This window comes from Cyclobacterium roseum (assembly GCF_010119225.1).
Lineage (GTDB): Bacteria > Bacteroidota > Bacteroidia > Cytophagales > Cyclobacteriaceae > Cyclobacterium > Cyclobacterium roseum.
Genome location: NZ_WNKF01000019.1, coordinates 1 through 26,868 on the forward strand (window position 1 = coordinate 1; position 26,868 = coordinate 26,868).

Annotated in this window: 22 protein-coding genes; 17 read left to right on the forward strand and 5 right to left on the reverse strand. The window is 45.1% G+C overall.

Annotated elements, in window-relative coordinates; translation table 11 throughout:
* The first annotated feature begins 136 nt into the window (after positions 1-136).
* Together GJQ68_RS19705 and GJQ68_RS19710 are read left to right on the forward strand one after the other, a co-directional pair.
* Entirely contained in the window at positions 137-3,112 is a 2,976-nt protein-coding gene (locus tag GJQ68_RS19705; RefSeq protein WP_235941812.1) for a SusC/RagA family TonB-linked outer membrane protein, read from the forward strand.
* A gap of 12 nt (positions 3,113-3,124) precedes the next feature.
* The gene (locus GJQ68_RS19710; protein ID WP_162418992.1) at positions 3,125-4,543 is read left to right on the forward strand and encodes a RagB/SusD family nutrient uptake outer membrane protein; all 1,419 of its coding nucleotides are present in this window, start codon (positions 3,125-3,127) and stop codon (positions 4,541-4,543) included.
* Between the two features lie 89 nt (positions 4,544-4,632).
* On the opposite strand, the gene GJQ68_RS19715 is transcribed toward GJQ68_RS19710, so the two are convergent.
* Entirely contained in the window at positions 4,633-5,118 is a 486-nt protein-coding gene (locus tag GJQ68_RS19715; RefSeq protein WP_235941813.1) for a DUF6702 family protein, read from the reverse strand.
* A 97-nt stretch (positions 5,119-5,215) separates the two neighbouring features.
* Here GJQ68_RS19715 and GJQ68_RS19720 point away from each other — a divergent pair, with 97 nt between their 5' ends.
* Positions 5,216-5,797, forward strand: coding sequence for a HupE/UreJ family protein (locus tag GJQ68_RS19720; RefSeq protein ID WP_162418994.1), 582 nt, complete (start codon positions 5,216-5,218; stop codon positions 5,795-5,797).
* A gap of 120 nt (positions 5,798-5,917) precedes the next feature.
* On the forward strand, positions 5,918-8,239 hold the full coding sequence (locus GJQ68_RS19725) for a M1 family metallopeptidase (RefSeq protein ID WP_162418995.1): 2,322 nt from the start codon (positions 5,918-5,920) through the stop codon (positions 8,237-8,239).
* 261 nt (positions 8,240-8,500) lie between these two features.
* Here GJQ68_RS19725 and GJQ68_RS19730 read toward each other — a convergent pair whose 3' ends face one another.
* Both GJQ68_RS19730 and GJQ68_RS19735 read right to left on the reverse strand, forming a co-directional pair.
* Entirely contained in the window at positions 8,501-9,733 is a 1,233-nt protein-coding gene (locus GJQ68_RS19730) for an ammonium transporter (RefSeq protein WP_162418996.1), read from the reverse strand.
* 60 nt (positions 9,734-9,793) lie between these two features.
* Complete coding sequence (locus GJQ68_RS19735; RefSeq protein ID WP_162418997.1) at positions 9,794-10,132, reverse strand: P-II family nitrogen regulator; 339 nt, start codon at positions 10,130-10,132, stop codon at positions 9,794-9,796.
* Positions 10,133-10,515: 383 nt separating this feature from the next.
* Here GJQ68_RS19735 and GJQ68_RS19740 point away from each other — a divergent pair, with 383 nt between their 5' ends.
* A complete protein-coding gene (locus GJQ68_RS19740) occupies positions 10,516-11,415 on the forward strand; it encodes a nucleotidyltransferase family protein (protein ID WP_162418998.1) in 900 nt (299 codons plus the stop codon).
* 157 nt (positions 11,416-11,572) lie between these two features.
* Positions 11,573-11,989, forward strand: a complete 417-nt coding sequence (locus GJQ68_RS19745) for a DoxX family protein (RefSeq protein ID WP_162418999.1) — start codon at positions 11,573-11,575, stop codon at positions 11,987-11,989.
* Here the strand turns inward: GJQ68_RS19745 and recF are convergent.
* Positions 11,986-13,098, reverse strand: coding sequence for a DNA replication/repair protein RecF (gene recF / locus GJQ68_RS19750; protein ID WP_162419000.1), 1,113 nt, complete (start codon positions 13,096-13,098; stop codon positions 11,986-11,988). The genes GJQ68_RS19745 and recF overlap by 4 nt on opposite strands.
* 104 nt (positions 13,099-13,202) lie before the next feature.
* Here recF and pdhA point away from each other — a divergent pair, with 104 nt between their 5' ends.
* Positions 13,203-14,225 carry a pyruvate dehydrogenase (acetyl-transferring) E1 component subunit alpha gene (gene pdhA, locus GJQ68_RS19755; RefSeq protein WP_162419001.1) on the forward strand — a complete coding sequence of 341 codons (1,023 nt, stop codon included), beginning with the start codon at positions 13,203-13,205 and terminating at the stop codon, positions 14,223-14,225.
* Positions 14,226-14,274: 49 nt separating this feature from the next.
* Here the strand turns inward: pdhA and GJQ68_RS19760 are convergent, their stop codons facing one another.
* Positions 14,275-14,898 (reverse strand): sterol desaturase family protein, encoded by a 624-nt coding sequence (locus tag GJQ68_RS19760; RefSeq protein ID WP_162419002.1) that lies wholly within the window; start codon positions 14,896-14,898, stop codon positions 14,275-14,277.
* A 138-nt stretch (positions 14,899-15,036) separates the two neighbouring features.
* Between GJQ68_RS19760 and GJQ68_RS19765 the strand changes: the two genes are divergently transcribed.
* The 10 genes from GJQ68_RS19765 (at position 15,037) to GJQ68_RS19805 (ending at position 26,860) form a co-directional block, all read left to right on the forward strand.
* Entirely contained in the window at positions 15,037-16,122 is a 1,086-nt protein-coding gene (locus GJQ68_RS19765; RefSeq protein ID WP_162419003.1) for a hypothetical protein, read from the forward strand.
* Between the two features lie 253 nt (positions 16,123-16,375).
* Complete coding sequence (locus GJQ68_RS19770) at positions 16,376-16,954, forward strand: RNA polymerase sigma-70 factor (RefSeq protein ID WP_162419004.1); 579 nt, start codon at positions 16,376-16,378, stop codon at positions 16,952-16,954.
* 3 nt (positions 16,955-16,957) lie between these two features.
* Positions 16,958-17,932: a FecR domain-containing protein gene (locus GJQ68_RS19775; RefSeq protein ID WP_162419005.1), complete on the forward strand. Its 975-nt coding sequence runs from the start codon at positions 16,958-16,960 to the stop codon at positions 17,930-17,932.
* A gap of 169 nt (positions 17,933-18,101) precedes the next feature.
* On the forward strand, positions 18,102-19,736 hold the full coding sequence (locus GJQ68_RS19780; protein ID WP_162419006.1) for a carboxypeptidase-like regulatory domain-containing protein: 1,635 nt from the start codon (positions 18,102-18,104) through the stop codon (positions 19,734-19,736).
* 48 nt (positions 19,737-19,784) lie between these two features.
* Entirely contained in the window at positions 19,785-19,919 is a 135-nt protein-coding gene (locus GJQ68_RS23575; protein WP_262888128.1) for a hypothetical protein, read from the forward strand.
* Between the two features lie 158 nt (positions 19,920-20,077).
* The gene (locus GJQ68_RS19785) at positions 20,078-20,665 is read left to right on the forward strand and encodes a transposase (RefSeq protein ID WP_162419007.1); all 588 of its coding nucleotides are present in this window, start codon (positions 20,078-20,080) and stop codon (positions 20,663-20,665) included.
* A gap of 195 nt (positions 20,666-20,860) precedes the next feature.
* On the forward strand, positions 20,861-22,402 hold the full coding sequence (locus GJQ68_RS19790; RefSeq protein WP_162419008.1) for a tetratricopeptide repeat protein: 1,542 nt from the start codon (positions 20,861-20,863) through the stop codon (positions 22,400-22,402).
* A gap of 189 nt (positions 22,403-22,591) precedes the next feature.
* Entirely contained in the window at positions 22,592-23,680 is a 1,089-nt protein-coding gene (locus tag GJQ68_RS19795; protein ID WP_162419009.1) for a phytase, read from the forward strand.
* Between the two features lie 6 nt (positions 23,681-23,686).
* Positions 23,687-26,455, forward strand: a complete 2,769-nt coding sequence (locus tag GJQ68_RS19800; protein WP_162419010.1) for a TonB-dependent receptor — start codon at positions 23,687-23,689, stop codon at positions 26,453-26,455.
* A gap of 153 nt (positions 26,456-26,608) precedes the next feature.
* Complete coding sequence (locus GJQ68_RS19805; protein WP_162419011.1) at positions 26,609-26,860, forward strand: hypothetical protein; 252 nt, start codon at positions 26,609-26,611, stop codon at positions 26,858-26,860.
* The last annotated feature ends 8 nt before the right edge of the window (positions 26,861-26,868 follow it).

The following is a 26,868-nucleotide window of genomic DNA, read 5'->3' on the forward strand; positions in this document are numbered from 1 at the left end:
TTTTTTTTAAAGGTATGCAATTATTACGTCATATCATAGTTAACTTAACACTAGTAACGTTTATTTTTTATTATAAATAAATTAATGGAATTTTGCATTATAACTATTGTTAAAAAACCTTAATCTATTTACTAAAATGAAACGAGTTTTACTTAGCCTCGCATTGATGCTATTGGCGGTAATCTCCTTACAGGCTCAAAGCAGGACTGTGACCGGAAAGGTTACCTCTGAAGACGAGCCAGGGGGGATACCGGGCGTGAATGTAAGTATCAAAGGAACTATGGCAGGGACCATCACCGATATTGATGGGTCCTATTCCTTAACAGTTCCGGAAGGATCCAACGTACTAGTGTTTAGTTTCGTGGGGTTTATTCCCCAAGAAAAGACGGTAGGAAATCAAAGCCGTATTGATGTGTTTATGGAGCCTGATGTGAAAACATTGGGAGAAGTGGTGGTGGTCGGCTATGGAACGCAGTCTTCCAAATTATCCGTTCAGAGTATTTCCACCCTGGACAATTCCCAAATTGAAGGAATGCCCATATTTACAGCCCAGGAAGCCTTGCAAGGGCAGGCGGCAGGAGTCCAGCTTACCGGTACCTCCGGTGTCGGCGGAGCCCAGCAAAATATCCGGATTCGTGGAGTAGCCTCCCTGACAGCCGGTGGCTCACCGCTGTTTGTAGTGGACGGAGTTCCTTTAAATGATGGTAGTAGTGATGATTACTCCAATTCTTCCGGAGCTGTAGCACTTAATCCGCTGATGGAAATTAACCCGAATGAGATCGAATCGATCTCGGTGCTGAAAGATGCTTCTGCGGTTGCGATCTATGGGTCTCGAGGCGCAAATGGAGTCATCCTCATCGAGACTAAGAAAGGAAAAAGCGGACAGTCCAGGATCAACGTAGACTATTATCAGGGCATCCAGAATCCAACTACCCAGCGGCCTTACATGTCCCTTCAGCAGTACAACCAATACCGATCTTTACGGACTGAAACGCCGGTATCCGAATTTCCGCAACAAGGATTTGATTGGCCGGAGGCGGTGATCCAGCAAGGGTCCATTTCGAACTTGAACGTCAGTGCCTCCGGAGGGAGTGAAAGTACGACTTATTTTATCTCCGGAACGTATTTCAACCAAGACACCTATGCCCTTGGTAACGAGTTGGACCGATTTAATGGTCGTCTGAACATGACGCACAAATTCTCTGAAAAGGCTCGTTTCGGAGCGAATATAGGGTTGGCTAAAACGAACAACGACCGGATTTATTCGGACAATAGCACCTACGCGCCCTTGACTTCTGCCTTCTTACACTTGCCTTACAACAGGCCTTTTGACGACAACGGCAATTATACCCGACTGGGATTTGTGCCTAACCTGCTCGCCATTGAGGATTTGGCTACCACGGAATACATCACGAGACGGACTACCGCGAATACCTTCTTTGAAGTAGACATTCTTCCCGACCTGACGTTTAAAACCGACTGGGGTATCGATCAGATTCAGACAGAAGAGACGTTTAGGTTTCCGGATATCGTAGAGCCAACCGGTAGCGGGTACAAGCGAATCATTCAGGACTACAAGTGGTTGTCCACCAACACCCTGAATTACGAGAAATATTTTGGAGACCACTACGTAGGAGGTTTACTGGGGTATTCCTATGAGCAGGCCGACTTTTCCAGCATTACGGTAGAGGGATCAGGCTTCGTCAGTGACCAGCTTCCCAATGTCGCCTCAGCCGCTACACCCACGATCACAAGTGCTACCGGTACCAACTGGAGGCTTGCCTCTTATTTTGCCAGGGTAAATTACCGATATGATGACAAATACCTGTTTGAAGGAAGTGCCAGAAGAGATGGGTCTTCCCGATTCGGTGCCGACAACAGGTACGGTAATTTCTGGGCATTGTCCGGAGGATGGGTGGTATCAGAAGAAGGGTTTTTGCAGGGTAATAGCCTGCTGAATTACCTTAAGTTAAATGTAAGTTATGGTACCGCAGGAAATGACCGGATCAGTAACTTTGAATCCCTGGGGCTCTATCAGGCAGGGACCTTAGGAGACTATGCAGGTAGCCCGGGTATTTATCCCAGCCAGCCAGCCAACCCACTGCTAGGCTGGGAGGAGTCTGCTCAGTTTGACTTTACGGTTAATGCCAGTCTTTTGGATAACCGCTTGGATATTGAAGCTTCTGTTTGGAATAAAGATACAGAGGGACTTTTGCTAGATGTGCCCATCCCTTATACAACAGGATATGCCAGCCTTACTCAAAATGCGGGCTCCATGAGGAATAGGGGAATAGACTTAATGGTACAGTCCACGAATATTCAGACACCGGATTTTGAATGGAAAACAATCCTAAATGCCGGATTCCTTAAAAATGAGGTGCTGGAACTGCCCGGAGCTTCCGAGGATAGTGAGGGCAGGCGGTTTGTCGAGGGATCTGCCAGTCAGCGAGCCATTGAGGGGCATCCGGTAAACACCTTCTATCTGGTGAGGTACCATGGAATCAATCCGGAAACGGGTGAAGCAGAATGGCTAACCAAGGATGGTGAAACGACCAATACCTATAGTGCAAATGATCGGGTAATCGTGGGATCTGCTATCCCTAGAATTTCAGGTGGATTGACCAATAGCTTTACGTACAAAGGGCTGGTGCTTTCGGCTTTGATTACGTTTGTCGAAGGAAACTACATTATGTATGACGATTTGAGATTCCTAAACAATCCAAACAACCTGAACTCGTTCAACCTGGACCCTCAGTTGCTGGATTACTGGACAGAAGACAACAGAAACAGTTTTGCACCCAAATTAAACGGTGATACACAGTCTACCTTTGCGCAGCGTTCTACACAGCAATTAAGAAAAGGAGATCATATCCGGTTGCGGAACTTGTCCCTTAGCTACACCATTCCTACCGCTGTATTAGCAAACACGAAGATTATCAGAAGCGCGAGGATCTATGGAATGTTGCAAAACTTCCTGACTTTTTCCAGCCTTGAAGATGGCCTGGAACCCGAAGTCAACGATGGTGGAGGAAATAACCAGCGACAGGGAGAGTCCTTTTTTACTCCTGCCCAGGCGAAATCCGTAACGCTGGGTGTGTCTTTAGGATTTTAAAATAACATGGACATGAAAAATTTAAAAATATTAATTAGTATGGGCTTGCTGGCAGGAAGTTTGTCTTCCTGTGAGGATCTGGAAATCGATCCGCAACAGTCCCTTTCGACCGAGCTGGCCTTTGCCGATAAGCAGGCCGTGGAGGGCTCCCTTTTGGGTGTCTACTCTCTTTCACAGGAGTTTGAAGTTTTTGGCTCTTTACCCCAGGTAATTGCCGATTTCCAATCCGACAATGTAGACTTTATTGGTTCGTTTCCAACCTTACAGGATGTTCGCCTGTATGCCACCCAATCCGACAATGCCACGATCCGAGATCTTTGGAGACGTCATTACCGGGCGATATTGGCTGCGAATGCGGTCATCCAATTTACGCCTGAATCTCCCGATGAATCCCTGACTCAGGAAGAAAGGGCTCAATTTGTGGCAGAAGCTAAATTCATGCGGGCACTTCTGATGTTTCAAATGGTGAACCTGTTTGCGCATCCCTTACAAGTGGGGGGCGAGAGTACTCCGGGTATTCCCATTGTGACCGAGCCGTTTACCGGTGAAATCGTTGGATATCCCAGAAGTACAGTAGGAGAAGTTCACACATTCATTTTGAATGACCTGATCGATGCAGTGGATGATCTGCCCGTTTCGTATGATGCGGCTAACTTTACCCGCGGAAGGGCGACACAGGGGGCGGCGAATGCCTTACTTTCCAGAGTATACCTTTACCGGGGACAGTGGCAACTGGCTGCTGAAAGGGCAGAAGACGTTTTGGAAAACGAATCCCTGTACGAGCTGGCTTCCAATTACAATTTTTGGGGTGAAAATAATTCTGAATATGTTTTTTCTATTCAGAACTCCGAGATTGATAATGGAAGAACCGGCTCTGGAGGCTGGGCATCCTATTATAATCCTGCTGAAGACGGAGCCAGAGGGGATGCTCCCTTTTCCGAGTATTTACTGGCGGCCTACGATGCCAATGATCAACGGTATACAGAGCTTTCTAAAGAGGGAGACAACGAACGGATGTACACAACTAAATTTCCGGATCCTGTAAATCATTCCGACAATTCACCCATCATTAGAACCACTGAAGTGGTACTTAACCGGGCAGAGGCCCTGGCGCAAATGGATGGTGTGAACCAGGAATCTCTTGATTTAGTAAACGAGTTGAGAGAAAGGGCTGGATTGGACCCAATGGCGGCAAGCGATTTTTCCGGAAAAGAAGATTTTGTTGACTTCATCCTGGAGGAACGAAGAAAGGAATTGGCGTTTGAAGGGCATCGAAGGATGGATCTGCTGCGGTATGGAAGGGCGTTACGTCCTCAGGGAGATGAGCAATACGAAGCATCCCAGGCTGGACAGAATAAAACCATTTTGCCAATCCCTCAAAGGGAGTTGGACATTAATCCTGAATTGGTTCAAAACGAAGGCTACAATTAAACCTACCTAATCTATTGTATACAAAAAGCCATCCTGTAACTATAGGGTGGCTTTTTTTTAGTTGGGAGGGTAAGGGAGGTTAAAGGTCACTAATCTTCCAGGTTTAATATCCCCCCTTTCTTGTCCTTTCGGGTAAGCAGGCTTTTTGGTTTCCGGTTTTTATAGAAATTGATAATGTTTTGTTGTTCCGGGAAGTCATCGATCAAAACGGCATTGTAAATAGTGACTTGCGCCGGAGAGGGAATTTTCTCCGATTCCATGTAAAACCAGGCGGCCTCTCCTTCTACCTCGTGTCCGAGGTAATGAAGCCGGACGGTATCAGTCTGAATAAGGATTTGGTTATGGGCAAGCAGATACCGGGCTATCAAACTGTCCAGTTTTTCTGGTTGGTTTGGCGACAGGAAATCTACCGCAGTCCCGCTTGCATTGGATAGGGCCACTTCCAGATCATCCCAAAAAATTTTTTGTGCGATTTCAATGGTCTGATTCTCTTCATTGTATACCATGTCTGTCAGGCTTATATAAAAGGGGTGCGCTAGCCACCAAACGGAGAGGACGATGGTGATTGGGTTCATTAGAGGCATTTATAGTAATGAATTTTGTTTTATGTCTGAAATATGCATTAATATTACAACAAAATTTTCAAAGCAAAAGTATTAAATCACCTGTTGTATGAACCAATTTCAGTTGTATTTTAACCTTGGAATCCAACACATTCTTGACCTGAAAGGGTTTGATCATATTCTTTTTGTCATTGCACTTGCGGTTGTTTACATGATGCGGGACTGGGGTAGAATTGTCATTTTGGTTACTGCCTTTACCATAGGGCATTCCCTGACGTTGGCACTGGCTACCCTTCAATTGGTTCGAATCAATACTGACCTGGTAGAATTTTTGATCCCGGTAACCATTGCGATCACCGCCACTGCCAATATCCTCAAGCCCAGACCTTCCGGAGGGAGAGGAGTACAGCTCAATTACCTGTTTGCTTTGTTTTTTGGGTTGATCCACGGGTTGGGATTTTCCAATTACCTGAGATCCCTGCTGGGCAGGGAACAATCGATATTTCAGCCGCTGCTCGCATTTAACCTGGGCCTGGAAGTGGGGCAATTGGTAATTGTGATCGGATTTCTGGTGATATCTTCCCTGATCGTAGGGATTTTCGGGGTGAATCGAAAAGAGTGGGTGTTGGTCGTTTCATCCATCGTCCTGGGAATGGCCACCATGATGATGATCGATAGCAGCTATTGGTAGAAAAGGAAGAATTTTAACCAACATAGGGTATAATAATACGGTTAATTTGTTAAATTCCACTTTAATTCCATTTTGAGGGCTTGGGTTATCCTACGCCTTGTAATAATCTATTCTAGTTTTATGAAAAATATTCTTGTCTTCTTATTCGTAGGGATGCTCATCCACCTGTCTGCCTTGGCTCAGGTGGATGAGCAACGTCATGGCAATCGCTTTGAGCAATTAGGTAACCTGCTTCGCTCACCCAATGTCTACCGCACGGCCTCCGGAGCACCGGGTCACCAATATTGGCAGCAAAAAGCCGATTACGAAATTGAGGTGGAGTTGAATGATGAAAACCAATCCATTCAGGGAAAGGAGAAAGTTACCTACTACAACGAATCACCCGACCCTCTCGATTATTTATGGGTTCAACTAGATCAAAATGAGCGAGATAGGGATTCCGAAACTCCGAAAATGAGCAGCAACAGCATTCAGCCCAAAATGAGCTTGGGGCAGCTTCAACGGATCTTATGGCACGATATGGAGTTGGGATTGAAAATTTACTCCGTAACGGATTCCCGCGGAAATGAGATTCCTGCCACGGTAAACCGTACGATGATGCGACTGGATCTGGACGAACCGCTTCTACCGGGAGAAAGTTTTGAGTTTCATATCGAATGGAGTTTCTCCATTCATGACCGGATGAGTTTTATTGGGGGTAGGCCCGGATACGAATATTTCGAGGGGGACGGAAATTATTTATACACCATGGCTGAGTGGTTTCCACGTATGGCGGTGTACTCCGATTTTGAAGGTTGGCAAAACAAGCAATTTGTAGGCAGAGGGGAATTTGCATTGGTTTTTGGTGATTACGAGGTTTCCATAACCGTACCTGCCGACCACATGGTTGGAGCAACGGGTGTTTTACAGAACCCTGGAGATGTTCTTAATGCCAAGGAATTGGAGCGTTGGGAATTGGCTAAAACCACCTTTGACGCACCGGTTATCATCCGAACGCAAGCCGAAGCAGAGAAACTTGAAAAAGGAAAGTCCACGGAAAAGAAAACCTGGATATTCCATGCAGAGAACGTTCGGGATTTTGCCTGGACATCTTCCCGAAAATTCATTTGGGATGCCATGGCCGTATCCCTTGGAGGGAAGGAAGTCATGGCCATGTCCTATTATGCCAAGGAGGCCAACCCTCTTTGGGAACAATACTCCACCCGGGTGGTAGCGCATACCCTGAAATCCTATTCCGCCCGTACCTTTGACTATCCCTATCCGGTGGCCATATCGGTAGAAGCGACAAACGGAATGGAATATCCGATGATATGTTTTAACTATGGAAGGCCCGATACAGACGGTACCTACTCCGAGGCCATCAAATACGGCATGATATCCGTTATTATTCACGAAGTAGGGCATAATTTTTTCCCCATGATTGTAAATTCCGATGAGCGGCAGTGGACCTGGATGGATGAAGGCTTGAACACCTTTATGCAGTTTTTGGCGGAGCAGGAATGGGAACGGGAATATCCCTCCCGCAGAGGTCCTGCACACAAGATCGCTCCGTATATGAGAAGCGAAAAGCACCTGCTGGAACCGATCATGACCAATTCCGAAAACATCATCCAATTTGGGCCCAATGCCTATGCAAAACCGGCCACTGCCCTGAACATTCTTCGGGAAACGGTGATGGGTAGAGAGCTCTTTGACTACTCTTTTAAAAAATACGCCCAACGTTGGATGTTTAAACACCCCACTCCGGCGGATTTATTCAGGACGATGGAGGATGCGTCTGCGGTAGACCTGGATTGGTTTTGGAGGGGATGGTTTTATGGCACCGAACCCGTGGACATTGCCATACAGGATGTCACCTGGTATAAAATCGACAGTAAAAAGCCAGCCGAAGTAAAAGCCGATGAGCGGGAGGCCTACGAAAGGGAAGAAAACTATATCTCCAGGATAAGAAATGCCCGGGATATTCCGGAAACAGTAGTGGAGAAAGATCCGGAGGCCGCGGATTTCTATAACCGTTACGATCGATTCCGTGTAGGTCCCGAGGATGAAAAGGCCTACCAGGATTTCCTTTCCGGTCTAAGTGCCGAGGAAAGGACCATGCTCGAAAGCGGATTGAATTTCTATGAAATCCAATTCGAAAATGTCGGTGGGCTGGTAATGCCCATTATTCTGGAATTTCAATATAAGGACGGGAGTTCGGAGATTGAACGGATCCCAGCTCAGATTTGGCGAATGGATGAATACCAGGTGAGCAAAGTTTTTGCTAAAGAGAAGGAAGTAGTCCAGATTGTGCTTGACCCTTACCGGGAGACGGCGGATATAGATGAAAACAATAACTACTGGCCCAGACAATTTCAGCCTTCAAAATTCGAATTATTCAAGCAGCGGGCACCTGCCAGGGGCACTTCTTCCGGCCCTAACCCGATGAAAAAGGAAAAGTAAATAAACGCAACACTTGATCATCATTGCTTACGTTTAAAACCGTTGAGGTCCCGAAGACCTCAACGGTTATAGTGACATTGACCCTTGGGGTTTTCCCAACCCCGAGGGTCTTTCCGCAAAACGTGCACGAATAAAACCTTCGAGGTCTCGAAGACCTCAAAGGTTATAGAAATTGTTGACCTTTGGGGTTTCCTGATCAAATAAAAAAAGAGGCAGGAAAACCCTGCCTCTTTTTTACGATATAGCTGTAGTCAGAAATGCTTATTCTTTTGTAGCGAAATCCGGATAGGCATGCATGCCATGCTCGTTGATATCGAGTCCTTCTATTTCTTCTTGTTCGTCTACGCGGATACCAATGGTTTTTTTCAGCGTAAAGAATACCAGAAAACTGAACAACACACAAAGGGCTCCAATGGCACCGATCCCTACCAATTGAGATAAAAGTTGTCCACCACCGGCAAGGTCTCCAAAGATGCCGACAGCCAATGTTCCCCAAATACCGCAAACCAGGTGAACGGAAATAGCACCTACCGGATCATCAATTTTAATTTTATCAAAAAAGACCACCCCGAATACTACCAAAGTCCCTCCTATAAAGCCAATGATCACTGCTTCTGTGGGAGACATCAAATCTGCACCGGCAGTAATACTGACTAACCCAGCCAGGATGCCATTCAGGACCATGGTGATGTCATAAGCTTTAAATTTGAGATAGGATGCGAGCAAGGCTCCAAAGGCTCCAGCGGCGGCTGCCAGTGCGGTCGTGACAAAAACCAGGGAAACGGCCCCGGGATCAGCGGAGAGAACCGAGCCACCGTTGAAACCAAACCAGCCAAACCAAAGCAAAAACACCCCAAAGGTAGCCAGGGGAATGTTGTGGCCCGGGATGGCGTTCATTTTACCATCTTTGTATTTGCCGATTCTTGGTCCTAGTAAATAGGCACCAATTACAGCACCCCAACCGCCGACGGAATGAACGATGGTGGAGCCGGCAAAATCATAAAATGGTATTGCGAGTGTATCCAGAAATCCACCACCCCATTTCCACATTCCGGCTATGGGATAACAAATCCCCACATAGAGTAATGAAAAGAAAATAAACGGGCCTAATTTTATGCGCTCCGCAACGGCCCCTGAAACGATCGTGGCAGCCGTGGCCGCAAACATGGCCTGAAAGATAAAATCAGTAAAAAAGGTGTATCCTTCGGAATAAGCAGCGGTATCCCATCCCTCCGGAAGGCTAAGTCCAAAACCACTCAATCCAAAAACACCACCTGAGAACGCCTCTCCCGGATACATCAGGTTAAAACCCACAAACGCATAGGTTATTAGACCCAAGGCGGGGATGATGGTATTTTTAAAAAGAATATTGACGGTATTTTTTGCCCGGGTAAGTCCGGCTTCGAGCGCAGCAAATCCCAGGTGCATGATAAACACCAAAATGGTGGCCACCATGATCCAAAGATTGTTTACAGTAAATAATTCCTGATTCATTTTGTTGATATTTAGTATAAGTTGGAATATTAGTTAGATGATAAATTGCCAGGAGTACGGTTAAAGCGCCGCTTCTCCGGAGTCATCATTGCGTATTCTAAAAGCTTTGCCCACCTCGTAGACGAATATTTTTCCATCACCTACTTCGCCGGTTCTTCCTTCTTTCAGGATGCATTGGACCACATCATCTTCTAACTCATCAGGTACGACGATTTCCAGTTTAGTCCTGGGAATGAACGTTGGCTCGTAAGCCACGCCACGGTAGGTCTGCATGCGGGCATGCTGCAGTCCCATTCCTTTTACTTCATAAAAGGTCAGAAATTTTACACCCAGGCTGGACAGGCATTGGTGAATTTCATCAAATTTTGAAGTTCTAATTAATGCTTCAATTTTTTTCATTTTCTTAACAGGGTTAGTAATTCGTTGCTAATTCTATCATTAAAAATTTTATTTTTTTCAAAATTAAAAATCAAAACCGATTTAACAATTAATTCTGGCTAAAAAGTGAAGAAAATATGAAAAATGGAGTAAAAATATACTAGATAAGACAAGATGTACGTGTTATTAGGTGTTTTTAACTTAAATATACCCCTAATTTTTTGAATAGGTTATTACTGAAGAGTGAATAGGGGTTTTTTGTGAACCGAAACACATATTTTATTTTTGGTCTGCCTCGGACAAAAAAAGCAGCAAATTAAATCCATTGAAAGGGTAAAAAAAGTACCTTTGTCGCTGATAAATTTTTCCTGGGTAAGGAATTTAATACCTATTTTAATTCAGTTATGCAAAAACCAACACTTTTGATTTTGGCGGCAGGCATGGGCAGCCGGTACGGGGGAGACAAGCAAATAGACGGGTTTGGGCCCAATAAGGAAACCATTCTCGAGTATTCCGTTTTTGATGCCATACGGTCCGGATTTGGCAAAATTGTCTTTATTGTCCGGAAGGAAATTTTAGAAGAAGCCAAGGCTATTTTTGTTCCAAAGTTTGGAGATAAGATTCAGGTTGAATTCGTTATTCAATCACTTGAAAGCATGGTGCCGGAGGCCTACCGGCAACCGGAAAGAAAAAAACCTTACGGCACGGCACATGCGCTGTTGTGTGCGAAGGATGCCATCAAAGAGCCATTTGCTGTAATAAATGCGGATGATTTTTATGGTGTGGAGGCGTTTCAGATCCTTGCTGCATTTTTAAGCAAAGAGGTAAGCCCCCAACTTCACTGCATGGTAGGTTATGCCTTAGAAAATGTTTTGTCCGATTATGGTACTGTGAGCAGAGGCGTTTGCGAATATTCTCCTGAGGGTTTCCTCACAGGAATGATTGAGCGTACGGCTATTTCCAGAAAAGAAGGAGGGATTTTTCACGAGGAAGGCTCCGATAAAATAGAAATTTCTCCGGAAAATCCGGTGTCTATGAATTGCTGGGGGTTTCATCCGGCTGTTTTCGAACAAACAGAGAAATTATGGATTCCTTTTTTAGCAGAAAACCAGGAAAATCTTAAGTCTGAATTTTACATTCCAAAAGTTGTTAATTCACTCATTCAGGAGGATATTGCCCAAGTCAAAATCCTGGAAGGAGGGAAAATATGGTTCGGCGTTACTTATTCCCAAGACCGGGAACATGTGGTAAAGGCCCTTCGAAATTTGCATGCAGCGGGTGCTTATCCGGAAAGATTGTGGTAAAGAACCATTAACTCGTATAACTGCCCACAACTACTTTTTTTGAGAGAATTCCATCGTTGGTTTAATGTAAAAAGCTCAAAGTGGTTTAAATGCTGTTATTCCCATTGAAATTTATATAACTTTATTTTTGTATATTTTCTAAAAAAATCGACACAGAATGAAACGACTTGTTTTTTCGCACTTTCCTGTTGCCGCAGACCTGGCGATATTTTTTTTAAGAGTAGGAACTTCCCTGATGCTACTGACCCATGGCTGGGCAAAAATCACCAATTTCAGTGAACGGTTGAATAATTTTGCCGACCCCATTGGTCTGGGACCGGCAGTTTCGTTGCAATTGGTCATCTTTGCAGAGTTTTTTTGCACCATATTTCTTATGCTAGGCTTTATGAGCAGGGTTTTTTTGATTCCTCTAATTATCAATATGGCAGTGATTGTTTTTGTAGTACACGGTGACGATCCCTTCAATCGGCAGGAACTTTCCCTGATGTATTTGCTGGTTTTTGTTGTGTTATTATTTACTGGGCCGGGAAAGTTGTCCTTGGATGGTCAAATTCTGAAAAGGCGAAGGTATTAATCAACGTTCTCCTCTGATAGGGTACCTTTATTAATGGAGAAAAAGCTGATCCTGGCCTTAATGGTTTTTAAAATTTCCTTTGATCTTTCCGGCCTGGCATCGGTAATAAAAAGCTGGCCAAATTCTTTTTTTGCCACCTGAGACAATAGATGGAAGATACGTTGATCATCTAATTTATCGAATATATCGTCCAGCAGTAGTAGTGGGGTGGTTCCTTTAAGCGTTTTGAAGATGAAAAATTGGGCCAGCTTGAGACTGATTAAAAAGGATTTTTTCTGTCCTTGAGATCCGAATTTTTTTATCGGGTATCCATCCAATTGAAAATCAAAATCATCTTTGTGGATCCCAAGGCCGGTTCGTTTCCGGAATAAGTCATTGTCCAGGGAAGCAGCAAAATTTTTGGCAAAATCAGGTTGGCTTACCTGGCTTTTGTAATCGATGCTTACGTTTTCTTTCTGGCCGGAAATGGCGGCATAATGGTCTAGAAAATAGGGCATGAAGTCCGCCAGGAAACGGCTGCGGATATTGTGAATTTCTACTGAGAGCTGAATAAGTTTCTGATCGTAAGGGCTAAGCTGAAGAAGGTCCTTTTTCCCTTCTTCCGAAAGGCGTTTAAGTAAGGCATTCCGCTGTTTCAAATAGTGCTGGTATCGAATTAGCAATTGCAGGTAATGGCTGTCCGTTTGGCTGATCATGCCATCGAAAAATTTCCTTCTTTCTTCGCTGCCGCCAGTAATAATCAAGGTGTCGTCTGGAGCAATCATGACCAGTGGCAACAAACCAATGTGCTCACTCAGTCGGTGATAGGGGTTGCCATTTACTTCAAATCGTTTTTTTTTATGGCTCTCAAATACGCAAGATAAGGAAAGCGTTTTCTGCGCTAACTCAAACGTTCCTTTCAGCGTAAAGAAGGTTTGGCCATGTCGGATATGTTGACTATCTACCGGCAGGAAGGCACTTTTGGTCAGGCATAGGTAATGGATGGCATCCAGGAGATTGGTTTTACCGGCCCCGTTTTCTCCCAAAAAGCAATTGACCTCTGAGTTGAACTCCAACTGTTGCCGTTCGTAATTTTTAAATTGGATCAGCTCTAAGTTTTTCAGGTACATGGGCCTATCAATCGATGTTTTTTAGTATTTTCGCAAAAGGACTCAAAATTGCTGCGTTTTCACTATATTTGAGACCAAAGTTAGCATATTTTATACAATACGGTATGGCAAAGAAGAGTACTAGTACGAGTAAATCTAAAACAAAATATTCCAAAGAAACCTACACTTATTGGTTTGAAAGCATGTTGCTCATGAGGCGTTTTGAAGAGAAAGCCGGGCAGCTTTACGGACAGCAAAAAATCCGTGGATTTTGTCACCTTTACATCGGGCAGGAAGCCTGCGCCTCGGGAGCTATCACTGCCCTGGAAAAAGACGATAAATGGATCACTGCTTACAGGTGCCACGCTACCCCATTGGGCCTCGGAACAGATCCGGGAGCTGTCATGGCAGAGCTTTTTGGAAAAGAAACAGGAACCACTAAGGGAAAAGGGGGCTCCATGCATATTTTTGATAAATCCAAGAATTTTGCGGGCGGACATGCCATTGTGGGTGCCCAGATTCCCATGGGACTTGGAATTGGCTTTGCCGAAAAGTACAAAGGCACAAAAAATTTATGTATTTGTTATTTGGGCGACGGGGCAGTGAGACAGGGAGCTTTTCATGAAGCACTAAACCTGGCCATGCTTTATAAAACGCCAGTCATATTTGTTATCGAAAATAACGGATATGCCATGGGTACCTCTGTGAAGCGTTCCTCCAATGTGGATGAGTTGTACACCCTGGGGGAGGCTTATGATATTCCTTCTTTCCCTGTGGATGCCATGAACGTGGAAGAGGTTCATGAAGCAGTAAAAGAAGCCGCTGACAGAGCCCGAAAAGGAGATGGCCCCACCCTTTTGGAATTCAGAACTTACCGGTACAAGGGGCATTCCATGTCAGATCCTCAAAAATACCGGACGAAAGAAGAGGTGGAAGAGTACAAGCAGCGTGATCCGGTGGAGCAGGTGAAAGCTACCATCCTTGATAACAAAATTCTTACGGAAGAGGAGATTAAAAAAATCGAAGCCAAGGTTAAAAAGCAGGTTGCCGATGCGGTGAAATTTGCAGAAGAGTCTCCCTGGCCAAAAGGGGAGGATGCCTTCAAAGACGTATATGCCGAAGATGATTATCCCTTCGTTAGGGAATAGTCAATTGATATAGGACGAAACTGACCATCCGGAATTTCCGGATGGTTTTTTATTTTTTAGGGCTGGTCCCAAAAACATGATCCCAAAGGGGCGTACTGACCCCAAATGCTACATCCGGATCCTTATAATGATGAATGGCATGATTGACCCAAAGGACTTTAAAAAGCCCCTTAGGTGGTGGAAAAGCATGGATGATATAGTGTATACCCAGATAGCTAGCATATCCGGATAAAAATCCAGGCAAAAAATAATATACCTGCTCCGCCATCAAAAAATTAAATAGGTAGTATAACGCAACAGCGTATCCTACTGATAGCATGGGTGGCATGGCCAGCCTTTTTTTATCTTTTGGATAGTCGTGGTGTATGCCATGAACCGAATATTGGATGTTCTTCTTCCATTTTTGAATAGGATTCATGTGATAAAAATAGCGATGCATCAGGTACTCCATCAGGGTAAAAGCAAGGTAGCCAGCCAGAAAATATAGTATTCCTAAACCTACAGGTAAATGGCTATAAAACCAAGCCCGGTACAGCAAGAAGCCTGCAAGCAGGAGGAAAAGTACGATGGGTATCCCTATATGAGTTTTGGTTAGTTTTTCTAAAATGGGATGTTTGAAAATTTCAGCAGTTGCCTGATTGTCCGGTTTGTCCAATTTTCCAATTTTTTTCATTTTCGATAGATTTTAGCTCTTGCTGGTATGACAAGCAAGTTTTAATTTACCCTATGTCATAAATATTTTATTTTGAGTAAGGGTAAACTTTGGTTTGGTTGTCACAGGACTATATCACAAATTGAAATGTCCAAAACCATGAAAAAAAACTATTATTTGATTGCTATTAGCAGCCTGTTTGCCACCTTGTTTGCAGTTGGTGCTACGGCTCAGGAAAAGCGGCCTGCCCACCTGGGTTTTCTTTATCCCCTCAGTACAAATGGTGTGCGCGCTGCAGACTACTCTAATGATGTAAGTATCCATGCCCTTACCGGGCTTTCAGGGGGTGAACGAGGCCTGGCGATCTATGGACTTGGGGGATTTATCAAAGGAAATGCTACAGGCTTTCAATCGGCGGGATTATGGCTTTCCGTTTCCGGTGAAGTCAGGGGCTTGCAGGTTTCCGGGCTTGTCAATCAAGCCCGGCAGGCAGGTAAGAGCATTCAGGTGGCTGGCTTGGTGAATAGGTCAAAGGAAGCATCAGGCATTCAGCTGTCAGGAATTGTCAATGCCGCAGCCTCCTTCAAGGGGGCTCAGTTAACGGGGATTGCCAATTTTTCTCACCAGGCAAAGGGAATTCAACTTTCCGGAATCCTGAATCTGGCCGAAGAAGTTAATGGTATTCAGGTTTCAGGTTTGATAAACAAAGCCAAAACCGTAAAAGGCGTCCAATTGGCCGGCTTGATCAATATTGCCGACAGTAGTGATTACCCCATAGGCATCCTTAACCTGATCACTGATGGAGAAAAAAGGCTGGGCATTTCGGTGGATGAAAATCTCACCCAGTTGATTAGTTTTCGTTCTGGAGGCAGTCGCATGTATGGAATCATTGGGTTGGGCTCTAATTTTACCCATGGTGATCTGCCATACGCCATGGAAACGGGTATAGGTATCAAACTATCGGATAGTAAACTATTCAGGCTGGACATGGAAGCAAGCAATGTATGGGGGACTAATTTTAAGAAATGGGGAGGATATTCCAGAACTGGAATTCGCCTCCTTCCGGTATTGAAACTTTCCAGAAATTTACAATTGTATGCCGGTCCCAGTTTGAATTACATGAATACCCAAAATCCTAAAGGTCGGGATCTGGCAAAGTTTAAAATGTGGGACAAGAACCAAATGAATACCTTTAAAGCTATCCACTGGGGATTCAATGCTGGGCTTCAAATACGTATTCAGTAAAAATGAAAAGGCTACCTTTAAAGCAAGTTTCAGTACCGTTTTGTTGGAGGCAATGAAGTAAACCAGTTATGACGGGGAAAAGTGAATAAAGGTGTTGCCTGCTTGAATAGATTAAGTTAAAATGAAAAGGAATTATATTAATAGCGCCTTTCCAGCAGTCAAAAGGTTAACCCTGGTTCGGATTTCAGGAGAAGTAACATGAATAAATTAGATGTAAAGCGAGTATGGATGCCCGATTTAACCTGCGTAAGGAGTGAGAAAGGTTCCTGAAGAAAGTGAAGATTTGCCAGAATTACTGGATGAAGCCGTTTTTGAAGCACAATTCAAAAACTACTTCGGTCCGCTGCATGCCTATGCACAGGCCTTGTTGAAGGATGGTGAGGCGGCCAATGAAATTGTTCAAACCGTTTTTCTGAAGCTTTGGGAAAAACGTGAGGATTTGGAAATTTCCATCTCCCTGAAAGCTTACCTGTACAAGTGCGTTTATTATGACTGCCTGAATTATATCAAGCATGAAAAAGTAAAAATGAAACATTTGGAATTAAACCGGTATGAGATGGCCAATACCAAGAGTGTGGATGCTTCATTTTCAGTTGAGGACCAGGAGATGCAATCGAAATTAAACCATGCCTTGGACAATTTGCCTGAAAAATGCAGGAGGGTCTTTCTTCTTAGCAGAATCGAAGAGCTAAAATATAAGGAAATTGCTTTGCGTTTGGGGCTTTCAGTCAAAACAGTGGAGGCCCATATGGGTAAGGCCCTGAAGACACTGAGGATAGAGCTGGCGGAGTTTCTACCTCTCCTTATCATGATGTGGAAGCTTATAGTTTAAATTATGGATGATCAACTACTTATAAATTACCTGCTCGGAGAAACAAATCCCAGGGAAACGGATCAGGTCAAACAATGGATTGCAGCTGATCTCCGGAACCGTGCCTATTTTGAGCAGATGAGTTGGGTTTGGGACAAATCCGCCCATCTGCTTGAAAAGCAAGAGGTGGATAATAACGTGGCCTGGAGTCAATTTAAGGATCGCAGGGACAGGATGGAAGAAAAAAGTCAATTCACTCCGAAACGGATATTTTTCCCTGATTGGCTCAGGGTAGCCGCTGTGATCACCCTGGTCATATTGGGCGGATGGCTGGTAGGATCCTATTTACCCGGGCCTGTCAGTGCGCTTTATACAAGTGTAATATTTGAGTCCCGGGAAGCTACCATGAAAGAGATCCTATTAGATGGTTCGGTGTTGACCCTGAATAAAAATTCCAGTTTAAGGTATTCTCAAAAGCTTTTGGGAAATAGGCGGCTGGTAGACCTGGCGGGAGGTGAAGTCTATTTTGAGGTAGTAAAAAATGAGGCAAAGCCTTTTGTAGTCACCGCTGAGGAAATGATCTTAACGGTTTTGGGGACTTCCTTTCATGTCAACCAATCACCTGAAATGATTGAGGTCATAGTGGATGCTGGGGAGGTAAAGGTGGCCTATCAGGACCAGGTAATTTTTCTGCAAAAGGATGAGAAAGTAACCATCGATACGGCTTCAGGTGGTATGGAGAAAGAGATGAACAGGGATAAGCTATTCCGCTACTACGTGGAAGGGAAGTTTGTGGCCGAGTCTACGGCCTTACCGGAATTGGTGGAGGCCCTGAACAAGGCCTACGGAAGCAAAATAGCAATTGGTTCGGAAAGGGCTCAAAACATGCTTATTACTACCACTTTGGAATATGGTTCGCTGGAAAAGAACCTGGAAGTGATCAGGGAAACCCTTGGCTTGAGCATTATCCAAAAGGAGAATGGAATAGTTGTGGAATAATTCCTTACATTCATGTAGGGATGATGATTTGTCGATGCGTTTTATTCGTTTTTTGTTTTTATTGCTTTTAGCAATCGGGCCTGCTTTTCAAGGGGCAGTTCAGGCCCAGGATTATCTTTTAAGGGAGTTGGATGTCTCTAACCCGGCTGAAAATAAATTGGGCCTGGTTATGGAAGAAATTGCTGCCAATCAGGGATTTTATTTTTCCTACCAAAGCTCTTTGATAGATTTGGATGCAGGGCTGCCTTTTCAATCCTATCAGGGTAATTTAGCCGGATTTCTTCAAAAAGTTTTTGGTGATTCCTACGAATTCAGGGAGCACGATGGCTATGTGATCATCCGCCATGCCCCAGGAAAACTGGATGCGGAACTTGAAATGGAGCAGGAAGGAAAGATGCTGCTGGTTAAAGGTAAGGTCAAGGACCTTCACAGTGGGGTAGCCCTTTCCACTGTCAGTATTTTTGAAAAAAATGGATCGGACTTTACCTTGTCTGATGCTGAGGGAGAGTTTGAGCTGAAGTTGAAATCCACTGCTCCTTCCTCCGTTTGGTTGAGCCTGCGCAAGGAGGAATACAGGGATACTTCCTTTGTCTTACTTCCTCCCGTGTATGTGGGGAGCCGCAGCCAGGAAGAAAGAAAATTTCGATTCTTTCCACAAAATGGGTCTTCCGAAAACCTGGAAGATAGTTTTTGGGGCGGGATGTTTATTGGGTTTCGGCAACGAATGCAAAGGCTAAACCTGGCTGGTTTCTTTGCAGAGAGTCCGGTTCAAATGTCTTTGACACCGGGCCTGAGTACACAGGGAGTATTCAGTAGCCAGATGATCAATAATTTTTCCCTTAACCTGCTGGGGGGCTACTCGGCAGGAGTGGAAGGCCTGGAGGTGGCTGGTCTTTTCAATATGAATCAAAGGATGGTCACCGGCATGCAGACTGCGGGGCTTTTCAACATGGTAGGTGGAAATGTTTCCGGTTTTCAGGCAGCCGGAATTTTCAATAATGTGTATGGTGACCTGACCGGATTTCAAGTGGCCGGATTGCTAAACAAGACAGGGAGTGATTTGGATGGTGCCCAGGTGGCTGGATTGGTCAACCAGGTGGACGGCAAGGCCCGGATCCAAATAGCTGGCTGGGCTAACCTTAGCCGGAGCACCGATGAGTTCCAGCTGGCAGGCCTGTATAACCACACGGAAGGGGAGGCAGGCAGTGCTCAAATCGCCGGAATATCCAATCATTCCGGAGGCAATGTAGCCTATCAACTTAGCGGCCTGATCAATAAGGCAGATACTGTTTCAGGGTTTCAGCTGGCGGGATTGGTGAATATAGCAGCCTCCAGTGATTATTCCCTGGGTTTGATCAATATCATTGGGGATGGGAAAAAAAGTATTTCTGTTGGTATGGATGAATCTTCCTTTGTGCAGCTCAGCCTGAGAACCGGAGGAAAGAAACTTTACGGGTTGTTGGGTACGGGGATAAGGCTGCATCCGATCACCATGTTTGGCCTGGACCTGGGATTTGGCTGGCATGCTTTCCGAAAAAAGTCTTATTTTATGGATATTGAGCTGGTCAACCGATGGAGCAGTGATTTTGGTGGAATGACGAATCATTCTAATTCTTTACGATTCCTGCAGGGATATCAAAGGGGCCGCATCAACTATTTCGCCGGGCCTACCATGGCTTTTAGTATATTGGATCAGGCCTGGAACTGGCCGGTTTCCGGCTGGAAGATTACCGAAAAATACAACAGCAGGGGTTTATTTGCCCTGCATATTGGAATGATTGGAGGGGTGCAATATGTTTTTTGATAGAGGGAAATTTATACGCTATCTGTCATCTGCTTTTTTATTTTTCCCATGAACAAATCATTCGTTGTTCCCGTTTTCGAAATCCAGGCCAACGAAAGGAGCCTGAGTATAGACCTTTACAAGGAAATTGTTTATGAAGCGGTGGAATACGATAAAGCCGAAAAGATCATCCATGGGAAATAGGGTTTAAAAAACCTGGTGGTGGAAAACTGTAAAGACCTGGACGTACTTGGGCTAATGGTAAAGAAATGAGGGGTTTATTTGTACCTTACCTGTCTGACGGTTTTGAACCGTCTGACAGGTAAGGTAAGGTATAGTAACTGCAATAAATTTCGAACCGTATGAGCCTGCAAGAAAACAAACTGTACCATTTCTACAATCAGGGTAATAATCGGCAAAGGATTTTCTTCTCAAGAGATAACCATTTATACTTTCTCGAAAAGTTTAGAAAATATGTTTCGCCTCACTGTCAGGTACTTGCTTATTGCCTTATGCCAAATCACTTTCATTTTCTGATCAATACCATCAAAGACTCAATTGTCGAGATGCAAGTGGGAAGTTTGATGGTTCCTGCTTTAAACAATGGATTCAGACAGTTGCTCAGTTCCTACGCACAGGCCATCAATAAACAAGAAGGGCGATCGGGTTCGCTTTTTCGTCAAAAAACAAAAGCAAAATTATTGGAAGACGGGGATGAGCATTATCCGCTTATATGTTTCCATTATATCCACCAAAATCCCTTACGGTCGGGTTTAGTTGGTAAATTGGAAGATTGGGAGTTCAGTTCTTTTACCGATTATTTGGGTATGAGAAATGGTTCGCTATGTGATCAGCAGACTGCGATCGAGCTGCTTGATATATCAAAGGAGTTATTTTATCAAGAGTCCTATCGGGTAATTCCGCCTGATGTGTCAGAAACATTGTTTTGATCGGTCTATCGGTCTGACGGTTTTGAACCGTCTGACCGATTTAGAACTTCACTTTACAAAAAGACAAAACTCCCATCACATTAACGTTACATGACCGAAGTATCTTGTACGATGTTTCGTTTTGTGAACGTTTGTTGCCTCATCGCTTGCTTCATACCATTGGGAAGAGCGTTTGGGCAAAATTCGGTCGATGTTTTGGATCGATTACAGCGTATTTCCGAGACCAACCCCAAAAAAGCCTATCAGCAGCTTTCGGATTTCCTTGAGCAAAATCCGCCCCTTAGCTTAGCCGAACAAGCCGATGCTACCTTTTTGGAGGGGCAACTCTTGATGGAATTTGGCTTGTACAACGAAGCAACGACGAAGTTTTATGAAGCGGAAGGACTTTTTAAAATGATGGCCTGCACCGCTTGTCTGGCAAACGTCTACAACCAAATTGGGAAGCTGTATTACAAAACGAAAAGCCTTTCAGCGGCGCTACAACGGCACAAAGCTGCGCTTCATTTATACGAGGAGGTGCAGGATATCCAGGGAATAGCCCGGTCAAAAGGGCTGATTGGATCGATGTATGAGAAGTTGGGCGATTACACGCAGGCACTGGTTTATCAGAACGATGCCATTGAGTTGATTCGAGGTAGCGGTGATTCGACTGACTTGAGCATTCTTTTCGAAAACGTTGGCAGCATCTACGAGGATCTGGAAAAATACGATTCAGCCGAGCGCTATTTCCAGTTGGCCTATGCGCTAAATATCGCCATGGGAAACAAGTTGAATATGCCTGGGAATATCAATAATCTGGGGGATATGCGGAGAAAAACCAATCGAGCCGGGGAATCACTTTCGTACTACGAAGAAGCAATCCGGATAAGTCAGGAGCTTGGAAACAACTATTTGGAACGAAGTGCTACGGTGGACCTGGGTAAGGCGTATGCGGCATTGGGAGATTTTGAGAAGGCTTATGAACAGTTGGCCAAAGCCCGCAAATTGAGTGAAACGATTTTTTCCGAAGAAGCTGCACGGCAACTGGCCACACAGGAGTTTCACTATGAAATCAAAGAAAAACAGCAGGAAATAGCCCATTTGGAAGGTATTCATGTTTTCGAAACCCGAATTCGTTGGCTTTTATTGATTCTAATTTTGACGCTATTGGGACTTGGATGGGGCCTGATCTCCCAGCAGCGGTTGAAAATGCGCACCACAAAAAGTACTTTAAAAAAGCAAGAGGAACTCCTGGAAATCAACGAACGCTTGATTCAGACCGAGAAGGAAAATATCAATCTCCTGGAAGCAAGAATGGCTGCCGAGGTGGGAGCCCAGCAGAAGGCGCTGTCTGCCCAAACCCTGCACGTGCTCGAGAAAAATGAAATACTCAAAGAAATCCAATCGAAATTGAAGGCTGCCCTGGAGCAAGATCCCAAGGAACAACGAAAGAAACTTCGAAACCTCATGAAGCAAATCGACGCGAACCTGGGACAAGACAGCGACTGGGAAAGCTTCAAGCAGACCTTCGAAAACGTGCATCAGGATTTCTTAAAAAACCTCAACAGTCGAAACCCATCGCTCACGACGGGAGATGTCAAACTTGCCTGCCTGATGAAGATGAATTTGAGCAGCAGGGAAATCGCCGCAACCCTGGGAATCTCCATGGAAAGCCTGCGGATTTCCAGGTACAGACTCCGAAAGCGTTTGAAACTTTCGGAGGGCAGGGACCTGCAGCATTACCTCCACTGTTTATGATTCAAGATTTCTTAATCTTAGGTTAACACTTTTTAATAACCTAAAAATCAATATATTATCATCATTTTTTTGAAAACTGTTTCGGTTTTGTTAACGGTTTTTACTGGCCAGTGGGGCTGCATTCTTAACCGTTTGTTTCCTTTTTTATCCGCAGCTTTTCCGAATCTTGCAAGATAAAAAAAGTAAATTATGCTCAAAAAACGAACGTATTATTTCTCATTTTTTGTTTTGTCGGGACTCATTGCTTGTAACGGGACTACCCAAAAAGGCAATGAATCAGCGGAAACTACTACCGAAGTCATCCAACCGCTTTACGTGAGTGACCCGGTCATCCATGATACCGACGATCCCGCTATATGGATCAATTCATCAAATCCAGATCAAAGTCTCATCATCGGGACAGACAAAGATTCCATCGGCGCCCTGTACGTGTTTGATCTAAGGGGAAAAGTCATCGACAGTCTGGTCAGGCGGGGTATTCAACGCCCCAACAATGTGGATGTGGGTTACGGGTTGCCCCTGGATAGGGATACCGTGGATTTTGCCGTCACGGGCGAACGCTTGACCTCACGTATTCGCTTTTACGCGCTTCCCGACATGCAGGAAATCAACCCCGGAGGACTGGAGGTATATGCGGGAGAAACTGGCGAAGAATACCGCGACCTGATGGGGATTGCTGTGTACCAAAGCCCTAAATCCGGCAAAACCTATGTCATCGCAGGCCGAAAAAACGGACCGACCGATGGTACGTACCTCTGGCAGTACGAAGTGCGGGGAGCGGAGGGCGAGGTATCGCTTGAGCTGGTGCGAAAATTCGGAAATTTTTCCGGAAAGAAAGAAATCGAAGCCATTGCCGTGGATCAGGAGCTGGGCTATATCTATTATTCCGATGAGGGTGCAGGAGTAAGAAAGTACCATGCGGAGCCGGAGATGGGAAACGAGGAGTTGGCCCTTTTTGCTACCGAAGGATTTACCGATGATCACGAGGGAATTTCCATTTACAAATCCTCCGCTACGGAAGGCTACCTGCTGGTGTCCGACCAGGGAGCCAATCTCTTTCACACATTCCCACGAGAAGGAAGTGATAAGGGGCCGCACGATCATCCCCTCCTGGTTAAAATCCCTTTGAGTACCCTTTCCAGCGATGGCAACGAAGTCACGGCGGTAAACCTGGGAGGAGATTTTTCAAAAGGACTGTTTGTCGCCATGTCGGATGACAAGACCTTTCAGATTTATTCCTGGGAACAACTCGAAACGTACATCAACCAACAACAATAAGTAATCATGAAAAAACATCTACGTTTATTTTCTTCCCTGTTGCTCTTTTTCCTGCTGGCAGGAAATGCATGGGCACAAGGAGTCTTGAAAGGACGAGTGATCGATGCTGAGAATCTTTCACTTCCAGGTGCCAATGTGGTATTGACCGGTACCAATTACGGGACCATTTCCGATCAGAAAGGGGACTTTTCCATCTCCAACCTGCCGGAAGGTTCGTATGAAGTCAGTGTATTCTACCTGGGGTACGGACAGCTTTCCCAAAATGTGGAAATTCAAGCGGGGCTTACAACCACGCTGAACTTCAGAATGGACCAAACGGCACTGGATGCAGCAGAGTTTATTGTATTTGGTAACCGTCTGAAGGGGCAGGCCAAGGCACTGAATCAGCAAAAGAACAATGCCAACATCACCAATATCGTCTCTTCTGACCAGATCGGGCGCTTTCCCGATGCCAACGTCGGCGATGCACTGAAGCGTATTCCGGGCATTACCATGCAAAATGATCAGGGAGAGGCGCGCGATATCATCATTCGTGGAATGGCTCCGCAGCTAAACTCCGTGACAATAAACGGGGAACGAATTCCGTCCGCTGAAGGTGACAACCGAAATATTCAAATGGACCTGATTCCCTCGGATATGATCCAAACGATCGAAGTAAATAAGGCAGTATTGCCCAGCATGGATGCCGATGCCATCGGAGGTTCGGTCAATTTGGTAACCCGTCAGGCACCGAATAATTTGAGAATATCTGGTACCGCTGCAAGCGGAATCAACTTGCTTTCCAATAAGCCCATTTGGACCGGGGGATTGGTTTTGGGTGACCGCTTCCTGGATGACAAATTGGGCCTGATCCTATCGGGCTCCTACAACAACCACAACTTTGGCTCAGACAATGTGGAGGCTGTTTGGTACAATTCAGATAATGGCGTGGCACTGGAAGAATTTGACATCCGGAAATACCTGGTGCAGCGTGTCCGAAGATCCGTAAACCTCGCAACCGATTTTAGAATCAATGACAATAACCAACTGTTCCTATCCGGGATGTATAACCACCGAGATGATTGGGAAAACCGATTCCGAATGCGGGTAGGCAACCTGGATGATTCTTTTGATGACGGAGACTTTACCGAGAGCAGTCCCAATGTATTCCAGACCAGAGGGAGGGTGCAATACCAGACCAAAGGAGGAATAGACGGTGGTAGAGTCGGGAACCGAAGACTCGAAGATCAGCGGGTTTATAACATGAGCCTGGGAGGAAACCATTTATTTAACCGACTAAAAATGGATTGGAGCGCCACTTATGCACGCGCATCCGAAGAGCGTCCGAATGAGCGCTACATTTCTTACAGGTCCTCCAATCAGGACGTATTTGTAGATTTAACCAATCCCGAATTCCCGAACGTCAATTTGTCCAATCCTCAGGATAATTTCGGGATTGGATTTCATGAGATTTCGGAGGAAAACCAGTTTACTTTTGACCGGGATTTGAATGCCAGATTGGATTTTAAATTGCCCTACACCGACAAAGGAATTTTGCAATTTGGTTTGCGCTACAGAGGCAAGCGAAAAGAACGTCAGAATGACTTCTTTGAATTTGAGCCAATGGATGAAGACAGCTTTGGAGCAAGCGTCGGATCCGTCCCAAACAGAGACTACACCGATGCCAACTACCTGGCTGGATCCCAGTATCAGGCAGGATACTTTGCGACACCTGAATTCCTCGGAGGATTAAATCTGGGAAATTCCAGCCTTTTTGAGGGTACCGACTTGCCAGAGGAGTATGCACCCGGAAACTACACCGCTAATGAAAACATCACGGCGGCCTATGCGATGGCTGACCATCAGTTTTCGGATAGGTTTTCGGCTATTGCAGGTCTTCGCGTAGAAAATACAGCCATTGACTACCGGGGAAATAGCTTTAATATCGATGAAGAAACTATAAGCCCCACCGCTGGCGAACAGAATTACACCAACCTGCTGCCAGGCCTTCATTTGAAATACGATGCCGATGCCAACACCGTTCTCCGGTTTGCCTGGACCAATACGATTGCCCGGCCTAATTATTTTGACCTGGTGCCCTATGCAGAGTTTAGCCCGGATGATGAGGAATTGGCCCGGGGAAACCCAAACTTACGGGCAACCACGTCTATGAATTTTGATTTTATGGCGGAGCACTATTATTCCAGCGTCGGTATCCTATCTGCCGGTGCCTTTTATAAGGACATTGATGATTTTATTTACACGATTACTACCCAGGGATTTAATGATCCTGTTTTTGGCTCAAATCTAGAATACTCCAGACCAGAAAACGGCGGGACGGCCAGTGTATACGGACTTGAAGCATCCTTTCAGCGCCAAATATGGAGAGGGCTGGGGATTTACCTAAACTATACCTATACCCGGTCGTCCACCACAGGAATAGAGGGAAGAGACAACGATGACCTGGTGTTGCCAGGTACGGCTGAGAACATGGTCAACGCTTCGCTATCCTACGAAACGGACAAATTGGTACTGCGACTGGCGCTCAACTACGCTTCCGATTACCTGGATGAATTGGGCGGGGAAGGCTTTGAAGACCGGTATTACGATCGACAGGTTTTTCTGGATGCAAACGCTTCCTATGCCATCACACCAAAATGGCGACTCTTTGCCGAGGGGAACAACCTCACCAACCAGCCTTTGCGCTACTACCAGGGAATCCGATCACGCACGATGCAAATGGAATACTACAACGCCCGGTTTAATTTCGGGCTGAAGTTCGATCTATTTGATTGAGAAAACGAACCTTAGCAACCAAAAAGGGCTGTCCACTTGACTTGGGCAGCCTTTTTTGGTTTTGGTATTCGCTTGTTTGTATCCACCGAATCCTGAAATTTTACAATTCCGTCATTTTTTCTTTACTTTCAGGGAACCTGAATTAGCTAACATGTGGTAAAATATAAAGCCGATGAAAAATATCTTCTATTTAGCATTCCTTCTGCTTATTTGCCCGAATGCAACGGCTCAGGAAAGTACCTGGGAAATCTGGAAGAATTTGCACCGAATCGGGTCCCGTTTTCCGCCGAAACCTTCCGCGGATTTCATTACGGCACGATAGCCATTACCTACGACAGACTCGAACTCCGCATATATACAGCAGATGGAAAATTGATTGATATGCTTGAAATCCAAAAGAAATAGTAACGGGT